The sequence below is a fragment of the Paenibacillus sp. J31TS4 genome, from assembly GCF_018403265.1.
In the GTDB taxonomy this organism is placed as follows: Bacteria; Bacillota; Bacilli; order Paenibacillales; family NBRC-103111; genus J31TS4.
In genome coordinates, this window is the sequence record NZ_BOSI01000001.1 from 1,220,843 (window position 1) to 1,247,794 (window position 26,952).

Consider the following 26,952-nt stretch of genomic DNA (forward strand, 5'->3'; position numbering starts at 1 on the left):
CATTATAATTCAGTCCGAATGGAGGCATATTGCACTAATATGACTAATTACTCCACATATCTTACCGTTTCATGTTTGGCCGTTATCCCCCGTAAGCTGTTCAAATACGCCTGCGGGGTCTGTCCTGTTATTTCTTTGAAAACCTTGAAAAAATAACTGTAATTCGGGATTCCGGTTTGGTTGCTGATTTGTTTGATCGAATAGCGGCCGCTTTCCAGAAGCCTGCATGCGGAATCAATTCGGACCCGATTCAAATATTCGGAGAAGGTCGAATGCGTCTCTTCTTTGAACAATCTGCTTAAGTACGAGGGGTTCAGACCTATAGCGCTTGCAGTCAGCTCTAAGGTGATATGGCCTGAATATTTTTCCAGAATCATTTGGATGGCTTGCGACACATGCCGGGAATACGGCCCGGCCGCGCGATTCCGCTTCATCGAGTCAAGCAGGTGGGAATAATATGTTTTCAGCCATTGCTCAAGCTCCCCGATGCTTGCGATCCGCCCTAGCTCGGTACGTGAAGGGACCATGCCCGCCATCCCTTCGGCGGTTTGCGCAGGCATCCATTTTTCGAGGGCTTTATTGCCGGTGTAAAGCATTTCGCTAACGATCATTTGGACGCTATGGGAATAAACCGGTTGATTGCGGAAGGAGGCGAATACGGAGCCAATCAACTGATAAACGGCATCAAGATCGAGCCTTTCAATGGAAAACAGAAGTTGTTTCTGCTCCTCGATGGTTAAGGAAATCCGCTGCGGATAGACACTGGCCGTATGAGGAACGGTCTCATCCAGGGAGATTGGCAAGCCGGACGTCTCCGCGGAAGCGGAAAGGCCAAGAATCCGCTCTGCTGAACAATAGCTTGCTCCGAGCTTGGAAAGATTTCCGCAAACGTGTCCGACTGCATAGATGCATTTTAAATTCAGAAACTGCTCCAGCGCGTGCTGAAGCTTGCTCATTAATCGCTCCGCCTCGCTTACGACGATATGCTCGCTGCGTTCCTTGAACGAAAAGACCAGCAGGATCCTGCCATCCTCTACATAGACCACCGTGCGCTCGCGAATATCTCCCAGGCTTTGCTGGATAATATCAACGGCTTGCTGAATCAGCCGGTTCGTCTGCACATCGCTGTAAGTCTCTGTCAGCAGAAGGAAAGGAACGATCTGGACGGCAGCTGCCGCATAACAGACCGCCCCCGAGTAAAAGCCGATTTCCCGCACATACCCTTCCAGTACTTTGGCGGCGTCCGGCACTCCTTTTATCAGGTCAACCAAGCTGTCGCGGATCATCTCCGGATTCACACGGGCCTCCGTATCGGAAGGATGTTTGCTCAGCTTGTCCTTCCGCCGCATGTCCTCGACTGCCTTATTCAGAACGGCACAGAGCGTTTCCTCGTCCAACCGGTGCTTCAATAAATAGTCGACGGCGTCATTTTTCAAGCACTCCCGAACATAGTCGTAATCGTCATAGCTGCTCAGCATGATGGTTCGGATGGACGGATACTTTTCTTTAATGATTCGATTCAGCTCAACACCGTTCATCTCCGGCATGTTCACGTCAATGATTGCGATATGCGGGGGCGACTGTTCAATTTCCGCCAAAGCCATTACCCCGTTATAGGCTTCGCCGCAAAGCTTAAACCCTAGTTGTTCCCAATCCATCATCGCCCTCAGATCGTTTCGCACCAATACGTCGTCATCCACAAGCAGCACATGAAACATGCTTCATGACTCCTTCCGATTGGATTTATGGGAATCCCATAGTTTGGGGAACCGGATTTCCACTTTCGTATACAACCCGGGCTCGCTGTAAATTTTTACGCCATAGGACTCCCCATACGTGCGGACGATTCGTTCTTGCACATTTCGAACGCCCATGCCGCTGAAGCGGCTCTGGCACTCCTCCTGCTCCGGGGCCCCAATCAGCAAATCCATCTGCTCCTGCGTCATGCCTTTGCCGTTGTCGGTCACTTCGATCAGAAGATCTTCATGCTCTCCGAAGACGCGAATCAGAACAAATCTCTCGCGCTCAGACGAACCGACTCCATGAATAATCGCGTTCTCCACGATCGGCTGCAGAATAAGCTTCAGCACCCGGCACTCGAGCAGGGCCGGATCCTCGATCTGCGTTTCCACCTGGATCGGATCCATATACTTGTACTTCTCTATCGCGATGTATCGATGGACGTAGTCCAGCTCCTCCCGTACCGAAATGAATTCGTTGGAATTGCCCAAAACCCCCCGCATCAGTTCGATTAGCGAACCGGACACCTCCACGATATTGGGCGCGCCGTTCAATTTGGCCAAATACTTGATCGTATTGAGAGCGTTGTATAAAAAATGAGGGCGTATTTGCGCCTGCAGTGCTGTCAATTCCGCCTCGCGCTTTTGTTTCTCGCTGATCCGGATTCCCTCCAGCAGCCGCTTCAGCTCTTCGATCATGCTGACGAAAACACGGTATAGCTCGCCGACCTCATCCTTCGCTTTCATTTCACCCTTTGGCACGACCAGGTTGCCGTCTTTTACAAGCATCATCATGGATCGCAGCCGACGGATATTGCTCGTGATTCTGGAAGAAACTTGAAAGGAACCCACCAAGACGATCATAAAAACGATAACCGAAACTTCTGCAATCATATTGCGAAGGCGGGTTGATTCGCGAAGCAGCGAATCCATCGGAATCATCGCCAGCGTCGTCCAGCCCGTGTTTTCGGAGCGGCGGCTGACAACGGTGTAGGCCCTTCGATCAATCGACTTTTCCACCACATTGCTGCTTCCCTTAAATTCCTTTTTCATCTGAACGATCGTCTCAATGGAAGGTGCTTCGGAGGCTGGAGCCGTTTCGCTTTGATAAACGATTCCATCTTGCTCGTCAAATACATACAGCAAGCTGTCTTCCGTCGGTTTGATCCCATATGTTTTTTTGATGAACTCATAATTTAAATCGATCATCACGACACCGATCGTCTGGCGGTTGTAGCGAAGCTCGCGTCCTACTGAGATTGCATCCGTCGTCCCCGATTTCGTATAGTACGCATGCCTCGTTCCGTTGCGCTGCATATAGTCCATCATCGGAGTCCCCAAGACGGTGTTATCGATCCATGGACTTCCCGAAAAAAACACCTTCCCGTTCAGTCCGATCACCGCAATCCTTGTAAGATAAGGCTTGTAAGCGATCAAGCTGGATAGAAACTCTTCGATCCGATTCTGTTCCAGGAACCATTCATAGCTCGCTTCTTCCGTAGGGCTCAGCACCGTATCGATTACCGTATTCTTGTTCGTCGTAACAACGGTGTTGAGCCGATCGATCTCCTCAAGAATCATATTGAGCGATTCATCAGCCTGACGGATGCTGTCCGATACCGAAGTGACCGCATTATGATTGACGGTTTCGCGCATGTTCAAATAGACAATGCCGGATATCGATAGAATCGAGATTAAGGTGACCAGACTGAACCCGATAAATATTTTCCCCTGTATGCTTGATTGCGGTGAAATCCATCTCAGCAGGGCAGAACGCTTAGACATGCACAGACTCCTTTTCCGATTCTGAGGAAGGATATATAAACTATGATAGCGCTATCATAACGCTTTGGCTCGTCTCCTGCATGAAATAAAATCACCATCATCCAAGACGGGGCGCCGTGGAAGAGGGTGATTGGGTCGTTCCTTGAATTTTATCTTGCGACTTCCAGCACATAGACGGAGGAGGCTCGCAGCTGGCAGGTCACCTTTCCTTCGGAGCATGGTATCTCGCGGGTTACGCAAACAACAGCATTCGGATTATGGACGCTGTTGATCGTTTCGGGATCGTCCGCCGTCAGCTCGAACAGCTGGGCGGTGCCGGACTTCGCGAATCCGTCCACTTCCACATCCGTTGTAAGATCGTCCAGCGTTCGATTGACCATAAAGATCGTCAGCTTATCGCCCTTCTCATTCAAACAGGACACGACGTCCAGATTCGGAAGGTCTTCAAGACTTGGTGCTGTCGGCAGGGGGCTGCCAACATTGAAGCTGCCGCATTCGGTATAGCTTGGCACAACGCTGCCCAAGTCGCGGTTTGCGTACATTTGCATGACATAATAGGTCGGCGTGCCGTAAGTGACTAGAGATTTTCCGCTCCAGCCCGGGGATTTGCCGCGAAATTGATCCGAATAATAATCTCCTACCCGAATACACCCGCCAAGCCAGCCGTTGACCAGATCCGAGAAGCTTCCGATCTCGACCAAATCGCTGTTTCGCAAAAATTCGTTCAAATTTGCAGCATTCGCGGCCGCCGCTTCCAGCGTGTGTTCATTCGGCAATCCTTTTCGGATCGTATTCGGATAATACATTGTGTTGTATTCGGTGATCGCCAGCTTCAGATGCGAATAGCGCTCGGATGACCGGAACGTCTCCCTTAACTGCCCGATCGTTTTCCTCGTCCATTCCGGAAAGGTAACCATCGCCTTGAAGCGCTCTTCCTTCGGCGTACGGTCGTTCATTCCGAAACGGTTGCAGCCGTGGTAGAAATGCAGGGTTAAGTAATCGATATGCTCGGCGGCCCGCTCCAGCAAGGGCATGTTCCATTCCATTCGGACATCCCCGCAAGCGAGCAGCTTAATGGAAGGATCTGCGGCTTTCATAGCCTGGGCAAACCGCACATAACGTTCCGCGAATGCCTCGGCGCTGCAATGGCCCACCTGCCAAGGCCCCCAAACCTCATTGCCGATCTCCCAATACTTCACGCCGTAAGGCTCGGGATGGCCATTAGCCGCCCTCCGTTGTCCCATTGGCGTATCGATATCGCCATTGCAATATTCGATCCACTGGGCCGCTTCCTCCGGAGATCCCGACCCGTCGTTTACACAAATTAGTGGCTCGACGTTCAGGTCGCGGCAAAATTGAATAAACTCGTCGGTGCCGAAGTACTTATTCGTCCAACCCCCCCACGCTTCGTTCATCAGACTTGGCCGTTCGTATACCGGGCCGATTGCCTGTTCCCAATGATAAGCGCTGATATAATTGCCCGCGAGCCGCATCATGCCTGCGTTTAGTTCCCGTGTCATCTCCATGACTTCTTTGCGCACATAGCCCACGCTGTCCGAGGGCAATAGCGAAAGATGATCCAGCCACAGCATCCCTGTCGACACATGATCCAGCCAACGCTCGTGCTCCGAAGGCACATACAGCCTGAATTCCGCATGCTCGCAGTCCCGATCCGCCGGAATTCGCGTCTCATAATGACTCCAGTTATGGCTGAGAAGATCAATTCTCGCCGATCCGAGCACCTCTTCGCTCGTTTTGTCCACCAGTTCCGCCATGACGAACTTTATCTCCACAGAAGCTCTCGTATACAGCGCCAAACGATACCCCTCTCGGTCCTGCTTCACGGCAACAGTCTGGCGAATACCCGCGAAGCATTCGTCATTGCTATAGATTCGAACCATCTGACTATGGCCCGAATGATGCTTGGCAGCGGGTTCAAGGGCATAGACGGTGCTCTTTCCGTTTGTATAAGGGCGCCAGCTTCCTGAGAGCCCCCTGTACACCGCATCCGAGCTTTCGAAATCCATATCTTTGAGCGGAAAAGCCAGCATGGCATCCATATGATCGCGGATATCCTCTACAAAATGGCCGAACAAAAACGGGTTTATTTTGTGTTCGCTGACTTGTCCGCCGTTCACTTTTATCTTTGCTTTAGACTGATTCATGGATTTGCTCCATCCTTCCATTTCTGATTTTACCATTCGAACGATACCGATCTTGCCCGTCGGAAAAGCGTTAAAGTCGAGCCGTTTGTATACGCTTTCAGATCTCAAGCAGCAGCATCCGCAACCTAGTGGATCTTCATACGATCAGGCTCTTTCTACGGGCTCGATCCGCCGGATGTAGCCTAAGTATATAGCCGCTTGCCGATCCCGTTAATAGAATATACGGAAAGAAGGTGAGGAATATGGACATGAACAAAGAAGAAGAGGCATCCTTCCACGCTGCGGAGGATGCCTCTTTCATAGGCTGGACCTTAATGGAGATCCTTCTGCTTCAACCTGTAAGCACTAGGCGACACGCCCGTCCGTTTCTTGAACAAATTGGAGAAATAATGCGGGTCGGAATAGCCGAGGCGGTAACTAATTTCATTTACGGTCAGCTCCGTATCGATCAGCATCATTCTGGCCGACTCGATTTTCTTCGTTAACACGTAGTTATAAACGGTCGTATCGGTTTCCTTTTTGAACAGCCGATTGATCTGGCGATAGGATAGCCCGACGTGCTTGCACAGCTGGTCGGATTCGAACGAGCATTGGATTTGATTGTCCAGGTACTGTTTAATTTTCCGCACTTCGTAAGAGTAAGCACTGCCATTCTTCTGATTGCCGGCTGCCAGGCGGATTAGGATTTGATGGAAAAGCACCGGCAGTTCGCTTAGCATCTGCCCGGCCGTTTCGCTCTCGGCCATACGGATCGCCCGCTCAAACAGATCTTCCACCGATGTACCTGCGACCGTCCCGCTGTCCAGAAGCCGGTAAGCGTCCATTAGCCGAAGTGCCAGCTCCCCGTCGATGTTCAACCATATATAAGACCATGGCTCCTCAATTTCGGGATCGGCGAACACATGATGATTGCGGCCAGCCGGCAAAAGGAACACATCCCCTTTTTGCGGGCGGTACAATGCCTGGTCGATCTTGGCGAACCCCCGTCCGCTAAGGACATACCCGATGACAGTAATTCTCGATTTGTTCCGGACGTTCGAATAGTCGGCGTGACAATAATTGATGCCGATAAAAGAGATGGTTAGCGGCAGAGCGGCGTCTGCCGAGGGAAAATGGTATATGGGGCCGTGTTTCATAGTGCTTACCTCCCGGTGCTGGCGGAACGATCATTTCTTTTCCGAACGGCTAGCGGAGAAACGTTAAAACAGTTTTTGAAAGCTCTAGTGAACGTATATAAGCTCGGATAGCCGAGGGACAATGCAATTTCCGTAATCGTTGCGTCCGTTTCTCTCAGAAGCCGCTGTGCTTTTTCCATTCGGATGTTAAGAATGTACTTCACAGGCGAGATCCCAACCTGAGCCGTGAATACACCAGAGAAATAGGAACGGTGAACCCCCGCAAAGTCTGCTACTTGCTGAACGGTTATCCCCTCTGTTGCGTGCAGTTCCATAAAATCCATGCATTCCCGAATCCAAGCGACCGGTTTCGCCGTATGGGGAACGGGTGAATCCGGGATTAGTCCGGCAAACAGCGCATAGACAAGACTATACAGCCGCAAAGACCGCGACTGGGTCCACTTTTGGGCTTCTGCAAGCGCATGAATCAACTGTTCGACCGATTGCTTTACGGTGCCGGTATACCTGTCGGTCATAACCGGCATTTCCGGTTTTAATCCCGCCCGTTCGAGCAGAGGCCTGACTCTGTCGCCATCCAGTGCGATCCATCTCATCTGCAGCGTCGCATCCGCGGGGAGCATGCGGTAGTTGTAGGTTCGGCCCGGAAACAAGCAGAACAAATCGCCCTGCTGCAGCTGCGCGCGGCTGCCGTCAAACTCCACACAAACCTTCCCTTCCTCTACAAAATGCAAGCTGTAGCATTCGATCCGTTTGGGACCTACGCTGTAATTGGGCTTGGCGATACTGCGTCCCGCCCGAACCGGCCAGATCGACCCTTCCTTATCCAATTCCCGGGGCGTGTAGTAAAGAAAGTCGGCGTACTCGTGTTCATATTCCCGCATCATGGGCAAGCGCTCCATCCCTTTCTATTTCCTTCCACTGATTATAACAAAATGATAACAGAAACATAACATCCTGCTATTTATCAAATCAGAAGAAACCAATACTATCGTGATAGGAGGCGATGACCGTTGGCTAAGAGACCTAACATATTGCTAATTACCAGTGACCAGCAGCATTGGAATACGATCGGAGCGTTCAACCCGGAAATTTCCACCCCTCATTTGGACCGTTTGGTACGGGAAGGGACCACGTTCACCCGAGCCTACTGTCCGAATCCGACCTGCACACCGAGCAGAGCCTCCATGATCACGGGGATGTATCCGAGTCAGCATGGAGCTTGGACGCTCGGAACGAAGCTACTGGAGGATCGCCATACGGTAGGCGAAGATTTCAACCGCGCCGGATACCGGACCGCTTTGGTGGGGAAGGCACATTTTCAGCCTTTGAAGTCCACGGAGGAGTTCGAATCTAAGGAAGCCTATCCGATTCTACAAGATTTGGAGTATTGGAAGCAGTTCCACGGTCCGTTTTATGGTTTCGACCACGTCGAGCTTGCGCGCAACCACACGAACGAAGCCCATGTTGGACAGCATTACGCGCTGTGGCTGGAAGAACAAGGCTGCCGCAATTGGCGGGACTACTTCCTGCCACCCACCGGAACGATGGATCCTTCGGTCACCTACAAATGGCCTATTCCGGAGAAGTACCATTACAATACCTGGATCGCGGAACGGACGAATTCCCTCTTGGAGGACTATAAGCAATCGGACGAAAGCTTCTTCCTTTGGGCCAGCTTCTTCGACCCGCATCCGGAGTATTTGGCGCCGGAGCCTTGGGATACGATGTACGATCCGAATAACCTTACGATTCCGTCCGTCGTTCCGGGCGAGCATGATCGTAATCCGCCCCATTTCCGGTTGACCCAAGAAGAAGACCCTGATTTTTCTCACCTGATGGAAACGGGGATGGGCATACACGGCTACCGTTCCCATCACTATTACGAATATGGCGCGAAATTCCGATTGACGGAGGATGATAGAAAGAAGCTCGTCGCGGTTTATTACGGCATGATTAGCCTGATGGACAAATACATCGGGAAAATCCTGAATAAGCTGGATGAGCTGGGCTTGGCGGAGGATACGATCGTCGTGTTTACGACGGACCATGGCCATTTCTTTGGCCAGCACGGCTTGCAGGCCAAGGGAGGTTTTCATTATGAGGATTTAATCAAGCTTCCTTTTATCGTTCGCTATCCGGGGCATGTGCCTGCAGATCGAAGATCGGACGCCATTCAGTCCTTGGTCGATCTTGCGCCGACGTTTTTGTCGTTCTGCGGTCTTCCCATTCCGCTTGCCATGACGGGCATGGACCAAAAGGAAGTTTGGCTTGACGCGAAGGAGCGGATCAGGCACCACGCCATTTGCGAATTCCGCCACGAGCCTACTACGATCCATCAGAAAACCTATGTCGATGAGCGCTATAAGATTACGGTCTATTACAACCAATCCTATGGCGAACTATTCGATCTGCAGAACGATCCTGGCGAGCTTCATAACTTGTGGGACGAGCCGGAATACGGGAAGCTGAAAACAGAACTGCTATTCAAATACATCTGGGCCGAAATGGGAAAGGAACCGCTGCCGATGCCGCGCATTCATCACGCTTAACATGCTGATGCTGTGTCGACCTTAGGCGGAATGATAGGGTAAACATGAGACGTGTCCTGGAATCCCGGTCGTTGTGTACGATCCGTCCAGACACGTTTTGCTGTTCAAAGGCTGGTGCGAAAGGCTAAGCGATAACGCTCTGCCTGTCGACAATTAATCACTGTTCTCGATCAATCCCTCTATTTATTCCGCAAAGTGCACCAGCTACATGAGTGTTCTGGTCATTATAATATCCCTTTGTTCTTCTTCCCCCATATAGAAGGAATGGACCCCTGTTTGATGAAAACCAAGTTTTCTATAAAAGGCAATCGCGTTATCATTTTTTTCCCATACGCCCAGCCAGATTTTCTTTTTCTTATATTCCAGAGCAATTTCTACAGCTTTATTTAACAAATATTTACCAAGTCCGCACTTTTGAAAGCTGCTCTTTATATAAATTCTCTCGATTTCAAGGGATTCCTCCCCCATTTCTTCAGACTGCGCATCATTGATATTGACCTTCAAATAACCAGCGACTTCCTCGTTGAAATATACAAAATAAAATTGAGAGAAGGGATTAGACAATTCTTTTTCTAATTGGTTCAGGTTAAATGCCTTTTGCAAGTAAGTATTCATGTTTTCAGGTGTATTCTGCTGCTTGAACGTCTCATTAAACGTTACACAACTAATTTCTTGAAGAGCCCTTGAATCCTCAAGGGTACACTTTGTTAATTTTGTCGTCATTTCAAATGCCGCTCCCTTATCCAGAATCAATAGTTTCTCTTGTTTCCCTTTTTCACAAATTCCCAATCTTTCTCTACATTCTTTCTTACTCTTTGAAGGAAATCGAAGAAAATTTCCGCTTCCTTTTCGGAAAATCCCTCCAATGCAACACTATTGGAATAATCATTTTCTCTTTTTAGAAAGGGATAAACATCTGTCCCCTTTTCTGTTGGAAGGAGCTTTTTGATTTTTTTGTTTCCCGGATCGTCTTTCTTTTCGATAAAGCCGCTAATTTCAAGTTTACTTATGGCTCGTGCTGCTGTAGTTCGGTCTACCTTAATCATTTCTGCTACCTTTTCTTGAATGATTCCTGGGTTTTCGCATATTCGGACAAGGTACAAATATTGTCCTTTTGTGAGGTCATGTTCTTTAAATTCTATATTGCTGATAGAATCTAATGCCCTGGCTATCATCCCGATTTCACGAAGAATTTCCTTCATACCTGCTCCTTTACCATGTTTCTTTACCTGCTCTATAAAGACATAAGGTTAAATTATCGTATTTTTGTTGCATTTGCAATAAAAATATTCTGGTGCACTTTGGTTACTTTCCAGTACCCATCGTTCGCTCGCCGGTCAATATCTGCTTTGCTACGGATCCCCCACCTTTCCTCCATAAAAAAGACGCCCAGTTGGGCGTCTCATTGTTTTTTAATTTACAAACGCATCCGTTCGTTTAACGACGAATTAACTACTGATAGTTTGTATGGGTATGGGTCAATAGCATATACTCCTTCCTGAGTCCCTTCTACTGTAACTTCCGTTTTGAAGATATCCGCTTCTTTTGTTGAACCAAGCCAAACTCTTCTATAGGCGGATAAGATCAATAATCCATCTTCATCGCCTACCGCGGCAAAGGTTTCGCTGCTATCCTTATAACTGTTTATAAAATGATTGGAACTCAATAAGTCTTTCATACTGGGTACATCCTTTACAACTAGACCAATTTCGCTGATATTTAATAGATCTTCACCGGTAAAGGTAGTATGGATAGCATTATCAAGGGTATGTCTAGCGATAAACTCAACAATATTCCCTGCAGGGTCATAAAAATAAATGGATGTCACGTTCCATGTCTTGGAGTAAACTTTATTGGATTGGTCCGGTAATAAATTTAACATAACCCCGAGCGAATTTAGCCAGTCAATTGACTCATCCATTTTGTTCTCTGGGATATCGAAGGCAAAATGATAAAAGGGGCTTTCCGCCGGATGATCCGTCTGCTCAAATTCTAAGACAGACTGCCCCACTTTTACAGCAAACGTATAGTTAGAACTCACCACTAGCGGAAGCCCAAGTTCAGCAGTGTAGAAGCGTTTGAGCTGCTCTAATTGATTAGTAAGTAATTTAATCCTGTGGATCTGCACAATTGATCACCTCTCAGAAAATGATCCATCGATGAATAGTTTGGAACCGCGATTTGGAATTACTTTCATTTCACTTTAAATTTATCGGCAGGATGATTGAAGAAACGAAGGAGGAAAGCATGAACATGGAAATCGTATCAACTGTAGATAAAGTGGAATCCATAAAATCCATGCAATCGACAATCGGTAAACTTGAAAATGCGTTAGCTCAGATGACTCAGAAAGGAGCGAATACTACCTTAGTAAAGAAACGACTCAAAGCCATTTACATCGGCTTAGCCATGTTAGAAAACGTTTGGAATCAAAGACCACATCATCACACCCAGGAAGATTTAGCAGAAGCTCGTCATGTTCTTACTGGCTTATTCCCATCAATTGAGAACAGTTATGCTAAGTTAAAGGCAGGAAGTCCTCAAAGAACGCTTCTAGAAAGAAGAATGAGAGCATTGGAACTAGCTGTTCAAGCGATTGACGATCTCTCCAATAAAAACTTACCTAACTAAGTACTTTCATTTATTGAAGATAGCCCTCCACCCTCGATCGTTTGATTCTCAATTCATAGTCATCTTGTGATAACGGATAGATTTTCAAGACGGATTCCCCTTTTAATAACTAATTTGATTTTGGTTTCCTGACGTCTGTAGCTTCCGTTTTTCGTACTCGCTTTTAGTTAACCCATAAACGTATTCATCGTAGTGCTGTCCATTCGTGAATATCATATCTCTTAACTTTCCTTCTTGGATAAACCCGAGATGCTCTTGAAGTGCGATTGAGCTTCTATTAAATGAGTATACATATGCATTTATTTTTTGATAGCGGAGTTCCTCAAAATAATACCGTATTATTATCCCTACAGCTTCCGAAGCATACCCTTTACGCCAATGGTCTCGAAAGATTGCGATCCCGTACTTAAATGTGCCATGGCGTGAGTCACAACTATTCGTGCTAATGCTTCCAACCAGCTCACCACCGAGTGTTTCGATGGCAAGACTAATGTTATCTCCGTTCACATATCCAGATTCTTGGCGTGAAGCCCATGACTTTGTTCCTTCCTCAGATCTGGGAAAGTGTATGATATCACATAGCCTTGCACCTTCGGAATCATGATCATTTTGATGGAACTTCTCCCAGTCGGAAGCCAAAATAGGACGCAACCTAACCCTTTTACCTGACCAAATATAAAGGTTCAAACGATCCCCTCCTCGTTGGCGACAGTTTATGGATCTAGTCTGCCCGGTTAGCGCAATAGGACTGCCGATTGCTATCGGCAGCCTAGAACTAAATATTGCGTTATCGTCCTTCGTTAGCTAAATGACAGAACCCAAATAACGTGTCACTAGACGATTTATCGTTGAGACTCGACGGTTTTCCGCGGGAAGAATTGTCTAAAAGGAAGCATCAATCCCAGGAGAGAAATGACAATAAAAACAACTTGATGGATATGATCGTTTCCCGGTGGTAATCCGCCCACCAAATGCGCTATCCAGAAGATGGGGTAATACCAGAGTAGAAACCATGCCCATCTTTCTTTTCTTTTGAACGACATGAGAGTGATCACGGTACCGAAAAGTCCCATTCCTGTCGTTGCCAAGCCAAGCGCCCGCAGCAATCCCAAATCATAAGGACCTGCAATCCGTGGAAACACGACAACTAATAGGCCAAAGATAAGGATCCCGACTCCAGTTAAAAGAAGGAACATCCAGCTAATTCTGAGAAGCAATTGCTGCTCATTGAATGTTTCCATATCCGCCCTCCTCTACGCGTTTACTAAGATTTCTATTCTTATTCGCGGCGAAATGGGGATATCCCTATTCAGGCTATTCCGCTATTCCGCCTGCCAGGCTCAAAGAAAACTGCCTGTTGGTTGAGAAAACGGCAGCCATTGCAATGGCTACCGTTTCTTCATGTTCATTGAAACAATCTATAACAGACCTTAAAAGCCCAAATAACCACCAAAACCCAAATGCCGATGAAGAGAGCACCGGCAATCCAATTCTTTGGTTTCCCCTTTTTTCTTATCTCCTCGGCCTTTTCATAGCAATCTTCCATGACTTCTTTTGGAATCATTTTAATGGCAAGCGTGATTCCTAATGGGACAAGAATTAGATCATCGAGATACCCCAAAACAGGGATGAAATCTGGAATTAAATCGATGGGACTGAAAGCATAGGATACAACGCACAGAGTAAATAACTTTGCATACCAAGGAACTCTAGGGTCCTTATAGGCAAGAAATAGAACAAAAATGTTGCGTTTGATTTCTCTGGCTTTTTCTCTGGCTTTCCCTATAAAGGTACCTTGGCTCATGCTGTTATCCCTCCGCGAATCCACTTCTCCCCCATTATGAAGCAAGTCAACTTGCTGTTCAACAACTCGTATTCCCCTCCCGCGAGAAGATTATCATCCGTTTATATTGGGCTGCTTCCCTTCAGAATAGTTTCCTGCGGCATCTTTCGGTCCTGCCACTAACACGGCGGAAACTATCGAGATCGGAATGACGCTTATCGCGACTACCACCGGGGTGAACGGCAACATGAACAGGACATAGATCAACCAACATACAGGAGCATACAGAAGCACTATTCCTGTGCCGACCACAGTCGATGCCATCCACCTTCCGATCCGGTACCTATCCAGCTGGGCGACACCCAGAATCCCAAGCATGGCAAGGGAGAACAAATAGCTAATATGTTGGAACAGAACGGCGCTGCCCACAATCAGCAGTAAAAGAAGAGGCAGAAGGCCGGCAAGCGCTTCGTGCAGGGAGATCTTGCGAGCCCGAATGATCCCAGCGACGAGAGCGCACGCACCCATAGCGAAGAGAATACTCAAGGATTTCTTGACGATGTGGGCGACGAGTCTGAGGTTGTGCTCGAACAGCATATTGCGCGAATCCGCATGCCCTTGCGCCATGCGGCGGAGATGGCTATGACGGAAAATCAGTCCGGGCACGTACAGCCACCTCCACGTTGCGATTACTTTCGGTCTAAGTGGGCGAACGCCTATCCGTGCCTGTACGGGTCAGGCGATTTAGGGGAGAGGGAAGACGAAGGATGCCTGTCCGAACCTGCAAGGGGAGCGGAGTAGCTTGCGTGTGTATTACCAGGCACCGGGCCAGACAAAGCCCCTCCGCAACAACAAGACAAAGAATGGATTTATAGTGAAGCACCGGTTCGTAGACACCACATAGATACCACAATTGTAAAAATAGCCAAATAGTCCGTTGACACCATCCACGTACTTCCTTAAAATGTGCACCATAAGGATACCAGCATAGAACATACATACCTTGTCCCCTTCCCTTGAGCCTGAACACGAAAGGAGGCCGCATCTCCGATCCATTCTTGAAAGCGGTTGCAATTGGTTGAGTCTGTCGTTCATCAAAAGGAGGTAAAGCATGCGTATTCACAAACAACGCATTACGATGGTCATGATGTGCTTGATCGTTTTTATGACAAGCTGGACTGGTTTTGCAGCTTCAGCAGCGGAAGGAAGCAAGTTGTCTCAGAAGAAGTTCGGTCCTCCGGAAGAACTGCTCGTTCCGAACAACTACACAGTGGCCATCTTCAACGGCGCTGTCGGCCGCGAGGACGGACACTATGTCATGTATACGACCGCCAAAGGGAAACCTGGCGTTCTCAACGTGATTGACATTGAGGATTACAAGCTGCTTCGCAGCATCCCCATCGCTCCGTCGGAAAGCTCCTGGGCGCATACGGTTGCACCCGACGGCACGCTATTCCTGGCTGCCGACGGCGGCGGAGCCCGGCTGTGGAGCTATTCGCCCGTCACCCACGTTGCTACCCAAGTCGCACAATTTGACGGTCAGTCGGTGCCAAACAGCATCACTACCGATGAGCAGGGACGGGTATACGTCGGAACATACCCCGGAGGCAAGGTATACCAGTATGATCCCGCAACGAAACAGACGAAGGATTACGGCCGCATGATCGGCAACATGGACCAGGAATACGTCCGCTCCATCGCTTACCAGGGCGGCAATATATATGCCGGAACCGCGCATAAGCAAATCGTCCGGGTCAATCTGGCGACGGGCGAGAAGACGGATATTGCGGTTCCTCTGCAGGCGAAAGTGAAGAACGATACCGTGTATGACCTGGATACAATTGATGACCGCTATTTGTTCGCCCGCTATACGGACGGAAGCGGCGTTCCCGGAGAAGGCTATCTTTACGATACCCTGACGCAAGCCTGGCTTGACGTGGAATTGCAAAACGTAACGGGTCTCCACGAGACCGATTCCCTGAATGGCAAAATCTATTACATGTCCGACAAAAAGCTAAAGACGTTTGATCTCCAGACGCATGCGGTGGAGCTGACGGGAATGGAATACGGGACCGGTCTGCGTGGGGCGGATTGGGTGGAAATTCCGAACAATCCCGCTTTCCCCGGGAAGACACTTGTGACCGTCCGTTATGACGGCGGCGTGACACTGATGAACATTGAAACGAAGAAGGTCCACGAATATCCGCCGATCGTACCCGGACTTCCCGGAGTGGTAAACCGGGTGGCAAGCGTATCTCCGACTCAACTCATCACGACCGGCTCGCAGGCCAGATCCTCGCTCGTCAACCTTTCTGACAAGACGACCCAGCCGTTCAGCATCGGCCAGGCGGACAGCGTCTACCCGATCGGCAACAAGGTATATTTGGGCGTCTACCCGGAAGGCAGCCTGCACGAATATGATTTGACCCAAAGCCCTGGAGCATCGAATCCCAAGAAGCTGGCGGTGCTTGGCGACGATCAGGAACGGCTGGTCAACATGACCGAAGGCGGGGGTAAGCTGTACATCTCAACCATCTCCGGGTATGGCACGCTCGGTGGATCCTTAACCGTGTACGACCCAGCAACCGGAGAAACCAGAGTACACCGCAACGTCGTCCGCAACCAAAGCGTGCTTAGCACCGCTTATTTGGACGGGAAGATCTTCGGGTCTACCACGATCCGAGGCGGCCTTGGTTCCGAACCGACGGAAGAAGAGGCCAAAATCTTCGTTTGGGATGCCGTTAAGGAAGAGAAGATCGCCGAATTCCCGCTCCGTATTCCCGGCTTGAATAAGCCGATCTTCATCGGGGATCTTTCCGTAGGACCGGACGGGTTGATTTGGGGCGCGGCATACGAATACATCTTCGCCTTCGATCCCAAGACCTACCAGATTGTGAAGAGCAAGAAAATCTATCCGAAGTTGAATTTCAGTCAGTGGGCCCATCATCCCCTCCGCTGGTCAGCCGATGGTGTGCTGTACGTCCTGTTCAACAACAAACTGACCGTTATCGATCCCGATACGCTGGAATTCCGTACGCTGGCGGATACGTCCCGGTTCGACCTTGGTATGGACGGCAACCTGTATTTTACCGATTCAGCGACGAATACGATTCTGTACCGCATCGTCGTGGACGGCGAGATCGTGCAGCCGCCTCCCCGCATCCCGGTTCCCGTCCGCAATGCCGGATTCGAGGAGCCGGTGACCGGCACAACGATTCCGGGATGGAGCGCTCTGTTCGCGCCCACCAAAGACTATTGGTTTGAAGTAAGCGGAGAGCGCAGCTTTTCAGGAGCGAAGAGCCTGAAGACAGTCGATACGACCCGCACCGGATCCGTTGCCGTCCAGAGCGACAAAATTCCCGTGAAGCCGGGCGAGGAATATGAAGCCGGCGTGAATCTGTATATTGAATCTGGCCAGCCGGGCTTTATGTTCCGCTATTTCGATAAGAACGACGCCACCATCACGACGCAGGAAATCCATCTTGACGAATCAAGACTTGCCCAATGGCAGGTCGTCACGCTGAAAGGAAAGGCGCCCGACAATGCGGCCTACGCCCGTTTCATCGCTGTGACGAGCCGGTACAACATAGCTGTCGCCTACTACGACGATTTCTTCTTGACAGTCAAAGACACAAGAGCGCCTATATCGGCAGCCTCCATCACTCCAGCTCCTAATGCGAACGGTTGGCTCAACCAGGACGCGCAAGTTGCAATCACGAGTGAACGTGCTGCATCCATTACGTATTCCGCCGCAGGAGCACAATCGATTCCGGGCACGACGGTTAAGGGTGCCACCGTCCAATTCCCGATTACCGCCGAAGGGATGACTACGGTAACGTATTCCGCCACAAGCGCGGCGGACATCCAGGAAATCCCTCAAACTTTCGAAGTCCACATCGACAAGATGGCGCCGGTCGTCCAATTCACCGGACAACAGAGCTACTCTGTCCAGGAGGCCGTCTATATCGGCTGCACCGCCTCCGATGCCCTCTCCGGGCTGCAGAGCAGCACATGCACCGGATCGCTTCTTCAGCAGCCGGCGTATCGATTGGACCCGGGACAGCACGAAGTGTCGGTTACCGCCTCGGATAAGGCCGGTAACGTTACTACCGCTGTCTTTACGTTCCAAATCGCGGTAACCTACGACGGGGTTTCCGAGCTTATCCGCCAGTTTGCCTACGACAAATCGGTGGTGAACAGCCTGCTCGCCAAGTTGAAGGCCGCCGAAGAAGCGGAGAAGCGCGGCAGCGATAAAAGCAAGGAAGGCACCCTGCATGCCTTGACGAATGAGCTGCAGGCATTAAACGGCAAGAAGTTCTCGACTGAAGAAGCCGGCATCCTGCTCAAGCTGATCGGCAATCTGTGAAGAGCCCGGATGGCGGAAGCTTAGCCTGGTAGGGCTGCACGGGAAAACAAGGAGCGCGCACTCAAGAGAGAGTGCGCGTTCATATGTCAACCCCATCCCCTTGTTAGCCCTATGATAGGTCAAGATCAGTTAAGCGAAGGTTAAGATTCATCTAGAGAAGCCTCATAAGCTTATGGCCAAACATTTCGTCTCAATTAATGTTTCTTTATCTATGTTTAGATGCAGGCACGAATAAACTGCTTCTTTACATTCCACGGTTCAACTATACATTTTCTTCGCATTGAATGACCACTAATTAATAAACTGCCTGTAAGCGCAATAAGACTGCCGATTCCTATTAGCAGCCTGGATCCGGTTGATTATTGAGCTATCGACCTTCATTAGTAAGAGGACGGTTCGCAAACTATTCATTTCCCGGATTTTTTTCTATAAGACTGTCATTTCATAGCGGCCGTCCGATCCGGATAACTATTGAGTTAACGACCTACTTTAATTGCACATTCTTCGTTCTCCGTTAGTTTATTCCCTGATTAAGTAATACGTTAGTTTTGTGAAGGTGCTCAACATATTCGTCCTTTGTTAGCCCGTACAAAATGGAATTGTAGTATCTTCCATTGGTGTAGACTACTTGGCGACGGACCCCTTCTTGAACACATCCCACTTTTCTAAGCATGGCTGCTGAGGCGACGTTCCCTTCAAGAACGGAATTATTAAATTTATTAAGTCTACGCTCAAAGAAAGCGTACTTTAAGAGTATATGTATTGCTCTGGTGCCATAACCGTTTCCTCGATAATTCCTGTCGATTTGAATTCCTATGCTAAACGTTCCATTTCTTTCATCAATACTGTTCAGATTAACTCCTCCAACGTTTTCACCATTCAAGTTTTCAATAGTAAACATAAGACGATTGGATGAAAATTCGGAAAACCTCTCCGCAAAAGCTTTAGCTTCTGAAATCGTAGGAGGCAATTCAACCGCATACTCTAAAAGGCGACGTGCAGGTGTATCGAAACGATTCCTATAATGGTTTTCCCAGTCTTCTGGTTGTATGGCGCGCAATCTTATCACTTCGTCTTGCCAAAAATAATTGCTGTAATCTATATTTTGCATTGGTTGACCCCCAAACACGTTTTCTCATAGAAATTGTAACCAGAATAAAAACTTATTGTTGGTATTCTTTGTTTATATGGAAACTGCCCTTTAGCGCAATTAGACTGCCGATTCCTATCAGCAGCCTGGATCTGGTTGAATATTGAGCTATAGACCTTCGTTAGTTGTACATTCGTATCTCGTTAGCTTAGTAACCACGCTCATTCTCAAGGTGAAGGTTGCCAGAATTGTTTACTAATAAAGGGGGAAATTCGAAATCGTTCATATCACACAAAAGGTTTGTTCCGGCATGAAAAGTACAATTAATAATTTCGACTGGACCCATAAACCACGAATCAAAAAAATCAACATAACCATAAAAATCCGTTTGATTAATCTTCACGAGATGTGGACTTTCATTATGACCGCCACAATCAAAATACAAAGTGTCATGAAATTCACAGTCTTCGATTACTATTCCTTTATAAAAATATGCCCCGTGAAAGCCTGCCGAGATAACTTTACATCTTTGAAACACTACTTCTTCATAGAATTGAAGAATCGCGAAATCAACATTGCTTAAAAAACATGACTCAAATATCACTGGCGTTCTAACTTCTTCGCCTTCAAAAAGCATTTTGTTGTATAAGTCAAGATTTTGTATTGAGGAATTTGTTATGGGTTTACCTAAGGAAATCATCTGTTGTACTTCCTCTTTTGTTAGTTCCTTCATCCTACACCTCCTTGACAGTTCCACAAACCTGCCTGTTATGCAACAAGACTGCCGATTCCTATCAGCAGCCAAGAACGATTACATCAGGAATCTCTCAATTGCTACGGCAACACCGTCATGATCATTTGAATCGGTCACGTGGGCTGCACAATTTTTAAGTTCCATGATTGCGTTTTCCATTGCAACCGGAAATCCGGTCATATGGAATAGACCTAAATCGTTAAAATCATCCCCGAATACCATTACATTTTCTGCTTTCACGCCGATCTCGCTCAACACCCATTGAACGGCTTTTTCCTTTGAGGCCGATTTATGCATGATTTGGACCAATACTCCTTTATCGGTTGAGATTACGTTCACATGGTCACCGAATTGCTCGCCTATATCCCTCCATGTGCTGCAACCTAGAGCCAAGATTTTGGTCGGGGAAAGGGAACTAATATAATCTTCATCCACAACCTGTGGCTTCGGGTCATTCAAGCGGATCCCTAATGAAGCGCATTGGGAGTCGGGAACTGGTCGACACGTATACCATGCATCATTAACCTCGTATGAGAGGATCGTTTGAGGTAATCGTAGTTCGATGAATTTGTTAATCTGTTGGCTAATCTCCATAGGGATACTAATGTGCCTCTCATATTGCTTCGATTTGCATGTAACTAAAGCACCGTTGTAATAAACCATGTAGTCGACAAAAGGGAACTTCTGCAAAAATTGATTAGCCGCTCTGGGCGGCCTCGCCGTCGCAATAATAATATGAATTCCAGAATCAAAACATCTTTTAACAGCCTGATAATTTCTCGGAGAGATCGATTTATCACTACCGAGCAAGGTTCCGTCCAAGTCCAGTACAATTGCCTGAATATTAGGCATCTGTCTCCTCCCCATAAAATAAGCAAAATTGGTAACAGAATACCAATTCGTTAAGATATCGTCAACAGAAAGTTGTATCAGCTTGCCCGTTACCGCAAATAAGACTGCCGATTCCTATCGGTAGCCTGGAGCTGGTTGAATATTGAGCTCATCTAAGCGTTCTAATCTACGAAACAGGTCATCTAACCGCCTGGTAAACGAGACCAAGGGCCCCAGAATCAAACGTTTTACTCTCGATAAGCTTAAGATGGGTCTTCTCTTGGATGCCCTGGAATAACGGCAATCCTTTGCCGATCAGGACAGGAGAAACCGTGATCTTATATTCATCAATTAAATCAAGCTCCATAAGGTAGTGCGCGAACCTAGGACTACCGAGGATGATCATATCTCTGCCTGGCAGTTGTTTAAGACGCATGATCTCTTCCTTTACATTCTCTTTCACCAGTCTAGAATTGTTCCACTCGACTTTCTCTAGCGTTGTGGAAAAAACGATTTTCCTTGTTTTATCGATCCACTCCGCATGCTCCAGTTCATGCTGTGTACTTGATGGGTTCGAAGGTTGGCCAATACCCGTGCATACCTTGATAAGTTCTCCTTCCCCAAATGACAGTGTCGGCCGTACTCAGAAAGTACTTCGCATGCTTTGCCAAATCGTCATCGTAGGAAATCCAGCCAATGTCCATTTCGCCGTTAGGCCCTTCTACAAAACCGTCAAGCGAGGAATGCAAAAATAACACAAGTTTTCTCATTTACAGTTCTCCTTTGTTATGTAGCATGCTCTCCCTAACTATAGTTTACAACGTTTCCGTTCAAGCCGTTTATTATGGATTGCTAAGTTAACCTCCCCGTTAGCGCAACAAACACAAAAACTCCTACTCCAGTCCTGTACCTTCGTCAAACCCAAGCATAAGGTTCATATTTTGAATCGCCGCACCTGAGGCCCCTTTGCCTAAATTATCAAATCTGGAAACAAGTAAGATCTGGTCTTGATGACCAAACACAAAGATGTCCAAATAATTGGTGTGATTGCGCTGCATCAGATTAAAGAAACCATCTTCAAGATTGGCCTCGGAATCGAAGGGAGCCACTTGAACAAAACGTTCCTCTTGATAATAAGAGGCAAGCAGGTCCCGAATCTCCCTTGCCGTCATCGTTTTCGTAAACAATCTAGGAAAGAGCGGAATGCTAACTGCGTCCCCCTGATAATAGTTTCCGACGATCGGAGTAAAAAGCGGGGCTGACTCTAACCCGGAATAGAGCTGCATTTCTGGAAGATGCTTATGGTTAAGACTAAGCGCATAGTGTCTTGGTGCACGAAGCTGTTCTCTATTCGAGTTCTCGTATTCCGCTATAAGCTTCTTGCCTCCGCCGCTGTACCCGGTAAGCGCATAACAAGACATTGGATAATCCCGGGGAATAATTCCCTCCGCTACCAATGGATGTATAGGTAAAAGAAAGCCGGTCGCATGACATCCCGGGACCGATACCCTGGATGACTGTTTGATGTTCTCTCTTTGCTTTTTATGTAATTCCGGCAATCCATAGATCCATTCCTGATTGGTCCGGAATGCCGTACTTGCATCAATTATCCTAGTCTTTTTATTCCTTACCATGGATACGGACTCCTTTGAAGCGGCATCCGGAAGACAGAGGAAAACGACATCGGCTTCGTTTAATAAAGCCTCACGGGCTTCGTAATCTTTTCGCTTATCCGCCTCAATTTTGAGAACTTCTATGTTCGGAATCTTGGATAAGGAATCATGTATCTTTAAACCTGTTGTCCCTTCTTGACCATCCACGAATACCTTGTAGTTCATTGTCCACCTCTCCTTTTCTCGCTTAGGGATATGAGTTATCATACGTTTTAATGTATATTTATTCAATCATATTTCGCGCTGAGTGATTCCCGCGGGAAGAGACCTCTCCCAGTATCGCAAGTTTTTCTTGGTGTGCCAGAGTCCGATTTGCTATGCTGAGTGCAACGTTGGGATACGAGAGAGGACAGAGATGCCTAAATTACTGATTGTGGATGATGAAGCGGATCTTCTGAAGCTGCTGACCGATTACTTCGAAATCAACGGGTATTTCGTCATGACAGCCAAGGACAGCCGAGAGGCGCTGCGCAAAGTGGAGCAGCAGCCCGATCTCATCTTGCTTGACATCAACATGCCCGGGCAGAATGGTCTTGCCTTATGCGAGAAAATTCGAGACTACGTCTCGTGCCCGATCGTATTCTTAACCGCTCGAATCGAGGATGCCGATAAACTAGCCGGATTTCGTGCCGGAGGCGATGACTATATCCTGAAGCCGTTCAGCATTCACGAGCTGGGCGCCAGGGTCGAAGCTCATTTACGCAGGGAACAAAGAATCCAAACCAAAGCATCGGTGAAGTTTAGCGAGGATCTGGTCATTGACTATACGGCCCGGGAGGTTTACTGCCGGGATACACGAATTCCTCTAGCCAAGAAGGAGTTCGCCATTCTCGAATTGCTGTCCACGCATCCCGGCATGGTGTTCGAAAGGGACCGCATCTACGAAACGATCTGGGGTTTGGACGAGGAGGGCGACAGCAGCGTGATTGCGGAGCATATCCGCCGCATTCGCTCCAAATTGAAGGAATACGGCTGCGATCACCGAATCGAAACCGTTTGGGGAGTCGGATACAAATGGCCAAGCTCCTGAATGGGCTGCTCAAGCGGCTGACCTTGCTGCAAGCCTTCATCCTGTTAGGCGTTCTCACGCTCATGTCCGTGTTGGTGGTCATCACTTTGGAGTTCGCCTGGGTTGAGTACCTGCGTCTTCGTCTCGGCGATACGGAGTGGATGCTGCCCTCCCTCGTCGCGGCGGTGCTGCTCACCGTGGCCGCGGGAATTGTCACGATGGCCGTTTTGTTTTATAGATGGAAATTAAAGCGTCCGCTGGAGCTATTAAAACGAGCATCCGAGAACATATCGGCCAACAATCTGGACTTCCGCGTCTCCTATGACAGCCGGGACGAGATGGGTGAGCTGGTCGCCGTCTTTGAAACGATGCGCGCGCAGTTGGAAACCACCATCAAGACGCTTTGGCGCTCGGCCGAGGAGCGCAAGCAGCTCAATGCGATTTTTGCCCATGATCTGAGGACACCTCTGTCGGTGTTGAAAGGATACGGCGAGTTTCTCGCCGCCTATTTGCCCGAGAAGAAAGTATCGGAAGAAAAGGTGCTGGACCTGATCCATACAATCAACCTCCACATCGTGCGCCTGGAGCGTTATGCGGATGCCATGAGCTCGATTCAGAAGCTGGAGGACGTCCCGGTGCACCGCCAGCCGACGGACCTGCACTCGCTCGCGGCTATGCTGAACGACAGTGCTGAACAACTCGCAAGGCCGCTCGGCAAGCGCTTCGTCAGTTCCATGGAACACGCTAATTCCGTCCTATACGCGGATCCCCATGTCCTCATGCGGGTTTTTGAGAACTTGGCGGCCAATGCGGTGCGATACGCAGCCAGTCAGGTGAACGTCCGCTATGTCCTCCAGGAAGACGAGTTGCAGATGATTGTCACCGATGACGGTCCCGGCTTCTCGGACGAAGCAGTGCACAAGGCTATGCTTCCTTTTTACCGCGGAGAGGTGTGGGAGGCGACCGAGCATCACGGACTGGGCCTTTACGTTTGCAAAGTGCTCTGTGAAACTCATGGAGGGAGCCTGCAGCTCGACAACAGTCCCCAAGGCGGTGGATGCGTGACGGCAAAGTTTGGGGTGGAGTTGAAAAAAAGTTGAACATTATGCGTTAGCATCTCCTTATCTAGAAAAAGAGAAGGAGATGCTGGAATGATGAATATGCTGCAAAGAATAGGGTTGGCCCTCAGTTGCTTGCTGCTGCTCGTATCTGCGTGGGCGAAGTCCGTATCCGCTGTGGACGTCCGAGACCGCGCAGAAATCCTGAGGAACATCGACGAGTACATGAGCCGGAGTATGAAGGCCAACCATATCCAGGGTGCTTCTGTCGCGATTTCCGCGGGCGATGAGGTCTTCTACGCAAAGGGCTACGGGACCTTCGCAGATGGCCGAAAAATAACGGGCGACACCCCGCTTCCGATCGCCTCGTTAAGCAAGTCCTTTACCGCTCTGGCCGTCCTGCAGCTGGCGGAGCAAGGCCGAATCGGCCTGGATGCGGCTTACGCTTCTTACTTCCCAGAGTTGTCGCCACGGGACCCCCGCGTTCGCGTCATGACGATCCGCCATCTATTGAATCAAACCAGCGGGCTGAATGATACAGTAAATCCCGATATGACGCGGGCTCCGCAATTTCAGACCTTGCAGGAGGCAACCCGGTTATTAAACGACGTGCAGCTTGCCCATGATCCCGGAACCAGCTACAGCTACCACAATCCCAATTACGTGCTGCTCGCGAGCCTTGTGGAAAGCGTCAGCGGAGAGCGCTTCACGGATTATCTGCAGCGGCATGTCTTTGTGCCGCTAGGCATGTCCCATACCTACAGTGTCAGCACGACACAGCAGATCGATGAGAATAAGGCAATTCCGCAGGGACATTACACGATTCTGGGACGTCCTGTCGGTCACTCGGAGCCTCTCTGGTTCGTGGAAGGCCCCGCCGGCATTGTGTCCACCGCGGAGGACATGGCCCGCTGGATGCTTGCGCAGTACAGCGGCCGCCTTCTATCTCCCGAGCTGATGAACGACTATCACGCTGCCGGTGCCACCGGTCCGTATGGTATAGGCTGGCTTGCCGGCCAGGACGAATCCGGCGGCCGGACCATCTCCCACAGCGGCATTTTTTGGACATACAAGGCGGAAGAACGGGTTTATTTGGACGAGCGGCTCGGAATCGCGGTTCAGTTTTCTACCGGTTTGAACGCGTTTGTGAACTACTCCGCCTTTCTTGATGGGCTCAAGGCTATTATGGAAGGGAAAAAGCCTGAAGCCTCTATGCTGAATGGCCGAACGATGGAAACGATCATCCTTGCACTTATCCTCGCTACGCTCGTATGGGGCGTGTATGGGTATTTTCGCATCCGTCGGAGGAACAAACGGCTAACGTTCCGCCGATTGCTTCGGATAACGGCCGGTAGACTGATTCCGCTCCTTCTTCTCTTGTTCCTCTCCCCGTTGATGACATTGATCGGCGGAGGACGAGTGGTGCCTTGGTTCGGCATCTGGACTACCTTGTCATCTCCCATCCTATGGCTTGCAGTTTGGTCGCTGGTCAATATGGTGCATTTGGCTTGTTATTTTACCGTTTATGTTCGAACTATAAAAAACGGCCACTCGGGGGCGTCCCGCCGCTTCCTTTAGGCTTATAACGTTCAAGGACCTGAAGGAGCGCTTGCCGAACGTTTCCCTGATAGAGGCCGCCGTGATAACAAATGAGCTGTTCGATGTCGTAGTCGAGCAGCCGCTCCACGGAGCGAATGGCTTCTTTCAGATCCAGCGTATACTGCGGATTGGCGAGGTTGAGCCGGCCCTCTTCGATCACGACGGCGTCAGCCGCCAGTAACGTTTTGCTGGACGGCAAATATAAGGAGATATGTCCCGGCATATGGCCAGGCGTGTGAACAATCTCTATGCCGCCGCACCAAGGAAGCACTTCCCCGTCCGATACCGTCCGATCGACAACCGCCGGCTCGATCGACTGCAGGAGCCGAATAAACTGTTCCGCTGCCGGCTTGGCTTCCGCAGGCAAAGCGTCCCATGTCGCTTCTGCCTGCTCAAGCCGTAAGGACTTGCTCGTTCCTTCCACATACGGCTTTTCCAGCTCGTGGGCGACGATTTCGATTTGCGGGTAGGTTCTCTTCAAATTGGCAAGTGATCCCATATGGTCCAGATCGTGATGCGTCGCGATCAGTTTGGTCATCGAATGAAGAGTCACACCGTGTTTGCCGGCCGCTTCTTCAAGAAGGGGGATAAAATCGGGATAGCCGCAGTCGATGAGAATCCGCTCGCTCTCATCTAGTAAAAGGATCGGGACAATTCGTTGTTTTTGCCCGTTATATTCAAAATCGATAGCAAGTAGATGACATTTCACCATGCCTATCCCTCCTCATTCTTCCACTTAGGCAATTATCGGGCATGTGTCCAGCTCTTAGAACAGCGTTGTCTG

At 49.1% G+C, this 26,952-nt stretch carries 23 protein-coding genes and 1 pseudogene; 6 read left to right on the forward strand and 18 right to left on the reverse strand.

All coding sequences use genetic code 11. The annotated features are described in order from the left end of the window. Positions 1-47 precede the first annotated feature (47 nt). From KJS47_RS05590 to KJS47_RS05610, 5 genes are all read right to left on the reverse strand, one after another. Entirely contained in the window at positions 48-1,718 is a 1,671-nt protein-coding gene (locus KJS47_RS05590) for a response regulator (protein ID WP_213523518.1), read from the reverse strand. 3 nt (positions 1,719-1,721) lie between these two features. Beyond that, positions 1,722-3,524 carry a cache domain-containing sensor histidine kinase gene (locus tag KJS47_RS05595; RefSeq protein ID WP_213523520.1) on the reverse strand — a complete coding sequence of 601 codons (1,803 nt, stop codon included), beginning with the start codon at positions 3,522-3,524 and terminating at the stop codon, positions 1,722-1,724. A 149-nt stretch (positions 3,525-3,673) separates the two neighbouring features. Continuing rightward, positions 3,674-5,689, reverse strand: coding sequence for an alpha-L-arabinofuranosidase C-terminal domain-containing protein (locus KJS47_RS05600; RefSeq protein ID WP_213523522.1), 2,016 nt, complete (start codon positions 5,687-5,689; stop codon positions 3,674-3,676). A gap of 311 nt (positions 5,690-6,000) precedes the next feature. Then, positions 6,001-6,825: an AraC family transcriptional regulator gene (locus KJS47_RS05605; protein WP_213523524.1), complete on the reverse strand. Its 825-nt coding sequence runs from the start codon at positions 6,823-6,825 to the stop codon at positions 6,001-6,003. A gap of 5 nt (positions 6,826-6,830) precedes the next feature. Continuing rightward, positions 6,831-7,724, reverse strand: coding sequence for an AraC family transcriptional regulator (locus KJS47_RS05610; protein WP_306433009.1), 894 nt, complete (start codon positions 7,722-7,724; stop codon positions 6,831-6,833). Positions 7,725-7,835: 111 nt separating this feature from the next. Here KJS47_RS05610 and KJS47_RS05615 point away from each other — a divergent pair, with 111 nt between their 5' ends. Beyond that, positions 7,836-9,374 carry a sulfatase family protein gene (locus tag KJS47_RS05615; RefSeq protein ID WP_213523527.1) on the forward strand — a complete coding sequence of 513 codons (1,539 nt, stop codon included), beginning with the start codon at positions 7,836-7,838 and terminating at the stop codon, positions 9,372-9,374. Between the two features lie 204 nt (positions 9,375-9,578). Here the strand turns inward: KJS47_RS05615 and paiA are convergent, their stop codons facing one another. The 3 genes from paiA to KJS47_RS05630 form a co-directional block, all read right to left on the reverse strand. Further along, entirely contained in the window at positions 9,579-10,097 is a 519-nt protein-coding gene (gene paiA / locus KJS47_RS05620) for a spermidine/spermine N(1)-acetyltransferase (RefSeq protein WP_213524981.1), read from the reverse strand. Positions 10,098-10,123: 26 nt separating this feature from the next. After that, positions 10,124-10,576, reverse strand: a complete 453-nt coding sequence (locus tag KJS47_RS05625; RefSeq protein ID WP_213523529.1) for a MarR family winged helix-turn-helix transcriptional regulator — start codon at positions 10,574-10,576, stop codon at positions 10,124-10,126. 215 nt (positions 10,577-10,791) lie between these two features. After that, positions 10,792-11,502, reverse strand: a complete 711-nt coding sequence (locus KJS47_RS05630) for a VOC family protein (protein ID WP_213523530.1) — start codon at positions 11,500-11,502, stop codon at positions 10,792-10,794. A 125-nt stretch (positions 11,503-11,627) separates the two neighbouring features. On the opposite strand from KJS47_RS05630, the gene KJS47_RS05635 reads away from it, so the two are divergent. After that, positions 11,628-12,005 carry a hypothetical protein gene (locus KJS47_RS05635; protein WP_213524982.1) on the forward strand — a complete coding sequence of 126 codons (378 nt, stop codon included), beginning with the start codon at positions 11,628-11,630 and terminating at the stop codon, positions 12,003-12,005. A gap of 102 nt (positions 12,006-12,107) precedes the next feature. On the opposite strand, the gene KJS47_RS05640 is transcribed toward KJS47_RS05635, so the two are convergent. The 4 genes from KJS47_RS05640 to KJS47_RS24005 all read right to left on the reverse strand — a co-directional run bounded on the left by KJS47_RS05640 (position 12,108) and on the right by KJS47_RS24005 (position 14,415). After that, positions 12,108-12,692 carry a GNAT family N-acetyltransferase gene (locus KJS47_RS05640; protein ID WP_213523532.1) on the reverse strand — a complete coding sequence of 195 codons (585 nt, stop codon included), beginning with the start codon at positions 12,690-12,692 and terminating at the stop codon, positions 12,108-12,110. A 155-nt stretch (positions 12,693-12,847) separates the two neighbouring features. Beyond that, on the reverse strand, positions 12,848-13,246 hold the full coding sequence (locus KJS47_RS05645; RefSeq protein ID WP_213523534.1) for a hypothetical protein: 399 nt from the start codon (positions 13,244-13,246) through the stop codon (positions 12,848-12,850). A 164-nt stretch (positions 13,247-13,410) separates the two neighbouring features. Next, positions 13,411-13,809 carry a YkvA family protein gene (locus tag KJS47_RS05650; protein ID WP_213523536.1) on the reverse strand — a complete coding sequence of 133 codons (399 nt, stop codon included), beginning with the start codon at positions 13,807-13,809 and terminating at the stop codon, positions 13,411-13,413. Between the two features lie 93 nt (positions 13,810-13,902). Continuing rightward, positions 13,903-14,415, reverse strand: a complete 513-nt coding sequence (locus KJS47_RS24005) for a hypothetical protein (protein WP_249716269.1) — start codon at positions 14,413-14,415, stop codon at positions 13,903-13,905. A gap of 484 nt (positions 14,416-14,899) precedes the next feature. Here KJS47_RS24005 and KJS47_RS05660 point away from each other — a divergent pair, with 484 nt between their 5' ends. Further along, positions 14,900-18,154, forward strand: coding sequence for a hypothetical protein (locus KJS47_RS05660; RefSeq protein WP_213523538.1), 3,255 nt, complete (start codon positions 14,900-14,902; stop codon positions 18,152-18,154). Between the two features lie 514 nt (positions 18,155-18,668). On the opposite strand, the gene KJS47_RS05665 is transcribed toward KJS47_RS05660, so the two are convergent. The 5 genes and pseudogenes from KJS47_RS05665 to argC form a co-directional block, all read right to left on the reverse strand. Further along, on the reverse strand, positions 18,669-19,265 hold the full coding sequence (locus tag KJS47_RS05665; RefSeq protein WP_213523540.1) for a GNAT family N-acetyltransferase: 597 nt from the start codon (positions 19,263-19,265) through the stop codon (positions 18,669-18,671). A gap of 187 nt (positions 19,266-19,452) precedes the next feature. After that, the gene (locus tag KJS47_RS05670; RefSeq protein WP_213523542.1) at positions 19,453-19,977 is read right to left on the reverse strand and encodes a hypothetical protein; all 525 of its coding nucleotides are present in this window, start codon (positions 19,975-19,977) and stop codon (positions 19,453-19,455) included. A gap of 78 nt (positions 19,978-20,055) precedes the next feature. Next, positions 20,056-20,850, reverse strand: coding sequence for a Cof-type HAD-IIB family hydrolase (locus tag KJS47_RS05675; protein WP_213523544.1), 795 nt, complete (start codon positions 20,848-20,850; stop codon positions 20,056-20,058). Between the two features lie 178 nt (positions 20,851-21,028). Continuing rightward, positions 21,029-21,599, reverse strand: a pseudogene (locus tag KJS47_RS05680) (dihydrofolate reductase family protein). A 123-nt stretch (positions 21,600-21,722) separates the two neighbouring features. After that, positions 21,723-22,667, reverse strand: coding sequence for an N-acetyl-gamma-glutamyl-phosphate reductase (gene argC / locus KJS47_RS05685; RefSeq protein ID WP_213523546.1), 945 nt, complete (start codon positions 22,665-22,667; stop codon positions 21,723-21,725). Between the two features lie 190 nt (positions 22,668-22,857). Here argC and KJS47_RS05690 point away from each other — a divergent pair, with 190 nt between their 5' ends. Genes KJS47_RS05690 through KJS47_RS05700 form a run of 3 tightly spaced genes read left to right on the forward strand, consistent with a single transcriptional unit; the run spans position 22,858 to position 26,147 of the window. Next, the gene (locus tag KJS47_RS05690; protein ID WP_213523549.1) at positions 22,858-23,532 is read left to right on the forward strand and encodes a response regulator transcription factor; all 675 of its coding nucleotides are present in this window, start codon (positions 22,858-22,860) and stop codon (positions 23,530-23,532) included. Further along, positions 23,517-24,611, forward strand: coding sequence for a HAMP domain-containing sensor histidine kinase (locus KJS47_RS05695; RefSeq protein WP_213523551.1), 1,095 nt, complete (start codon positions 23,517-23,519; stop codon positions 24,609-24,611). The genes KJS47_RS05690 and KJS47_RS05695 overlap by 16 nt, the downstream gene beginning before the upstream one ends. A 51-nt stretch (positions 24,612-24,662) precedes the next feature. After that, positions 24,663-26,147 (forward strand): serine hydrolase domain-containing protein, encoded by a 1,485-nt coding sequence (locus KJS47_RS05700; RefSeq protein ID WP_213523553.1) that lies wholly within the window; start codon positions 24,663-24,665, stop codon positions 26,145-26,147. Here the strand turns inward: KJS47_RS05700 and KJS47_RS05705 are convergent. Further along, complete coding sequence (locus KJS47_RS05705) at positions 26,104-26,880, reverse strand: MBL fold metallo-hydrolase (protein WP_213523555.1); 777 nt, start codon at positions 26,878-26,880, stop codon at positions 26,104-26,106. The genes KJS47_RS05700 and KJS47_RS05705 overlap by 44 nt on opposite strands. Between the last annotated feature and the right edge of the window lie 72 nt (positions 26,881-26,952).